Below are 1,443 nucleotides of genomic sequence, written 5' to 3'. Positions count from 1 at the left end.
CCGGCCAGCTGCCCAAGTTCGGCGAGGACAGCTATAAAACTACCAACGGCTGGTGGCTGGTTCCGACTGCCGAGGTCACGCTGACCAACATCGTCAATGGCATGACAGTTGAGGAAGGCTACCTGCCCCGCCGCTATGTGGCACACACCCAGTGCTTCCGTTCCGAAGCCGGTTCGGCCGGCAAGGACACCTCCGGCATGTTGCGCCAGCACCAGTTCGAAAAGGTCGAAATGGTCTCGGTCACGCATCCGGACAAAAGCGGTGAAGAGCATGAGCGCATGACTCGTTGCGCCGAAAACATCTTGGAGCGGCTGGGACTGCCCTACCGCACCATTGTTTTGTGCACTGGCGACATGGGATTCGGCGCCCGCAAAACCCACGACATCGAGGTCTGGGTGCCCGGCCAGAAAACCTACCGCGAGATTTCTTCGGTCTCGGTCTGCGGTGACTTCCAGGCCCGCCGGATGAATGCGCGCTTCAAGCCCGCTGATGGCGGCAAGCCGCAATTTGTGCACACACTGAACGGCTCCGGCCTGGCGGTGGGCCGTTGCTTGATTGCAGTGCTGGAGAATGGCCAGCAGGCGGATGGTTCTGTGAAGCTGCCCGAGGTACTTGCACCTTATCTGGGCGGCAAGCTGACCCTGACCGCGGATGGCGCACTGGCCTGACCCAAACGCCAGTGCAAGACAGAAACCGGCGCCATTTGGGTGCCGGTTTTTTTCTATTCACTCAACGCCTTGCGCGCTATTTCTTCATCTTCTTTTTGCCGGCACCTTTGGCTGCAAGAATTGCCTGGGCCTTTGCCTTTTCTTTCTCGATGGCCTTTTTCGCTTTCGCTTTGACCTTCTTGGCCTTTTGCTTGGCTTTAATTCTTGCCGCGGCAAATTCCACCGCCAGTTGCGCCGCTTTACGCTTGGCTTTACGGGCCTTGGCCTGCGCCTTGGCGGCCTTATCCTCCGCTGCCCGGCGCGCGGCCACGGCGGCTTCCAGCTTGGCGTTCAACTCACCCTGCAACTTATCAGAAGCCCTACCTGCCGATGGTTTGACCACTTTCTTCTCTGGACTCTTTCCGTTCACGAACCGGGTCTCCTTTTATTCAGCCATGCAAGGCCCGGCAGCCACAGCCGTCTAAGCCTTGGCAGCCTCCAGCAGTACCACCACAGGTCTGGTTACGATACCCGTGATGCTGTGCAGCTGCGGTTTCCCCACGCCGGCAAGATCGGATGAACCTGGACTATTCGCGCAGGTTACGGCCCCTTACAACAAATGCCCCCCTCAGCCCGGAAAGGGCACCAGGCATTTCTTATCTTCATCCCACAGCTTCAGCGTCAGCGCTCGCACTGCTTCGGCAAATTTGATCCGGCGCAGCCCCAGTTCCGGCGGCAGGCTGTAGTGGCACTGGCGCAGCCGGTAGGACGGGATGCGGGCGTTGTAATGATGGAT

2 protein-coding genes and 1 pseudogene are annotated in these 1,443 nt (G+C 59.3%); 1 reads left to right on the top strand and 2 read right to left on the bottom strand.

Translation table 11 applies throughout. From position 1 onward, the window contains the following. On the top strand, positions 1-668 hold a 668-nt coding region (gene serS, locus A2I95_RS37645), incomplete at its 5' end, for a serine--tRNA ligase (RefSeq protein ID WP_291737544.1). A 76-nt stretch (positions 669-744) separates the two neighbouring features. Here the strand turns inward: serS and A2I95_RS37640 are convergent. Further along, positions 745-1,077 carry a hypothetical protein gene (locus A2I95_RS37640; RefSeq protein ID WP_291737543.1) on the bottom strand — a complete coding sequence of 111 codons (333 nt, stop codon included), beginning with the start codon at positions 1,075-1,077 and terminating at the stop codon, positions 745-747. Positions 1,078-1,275: 198 nt separating this feature from the next. Continuing rightward, a pseudogene (locus A2I95_RS37635) lies at positions 1,276-1,443 on the bottom strand (fatty acid desaturase); the annotation flags it as partial.

It is taken from the genome of Leisingera sp. F5, assembly GCF_001593695.1.
Note: the sequence above shows the minus strand (reverse complement) of the source record. Positions and strands in the feature narration are given on the sequence as shown.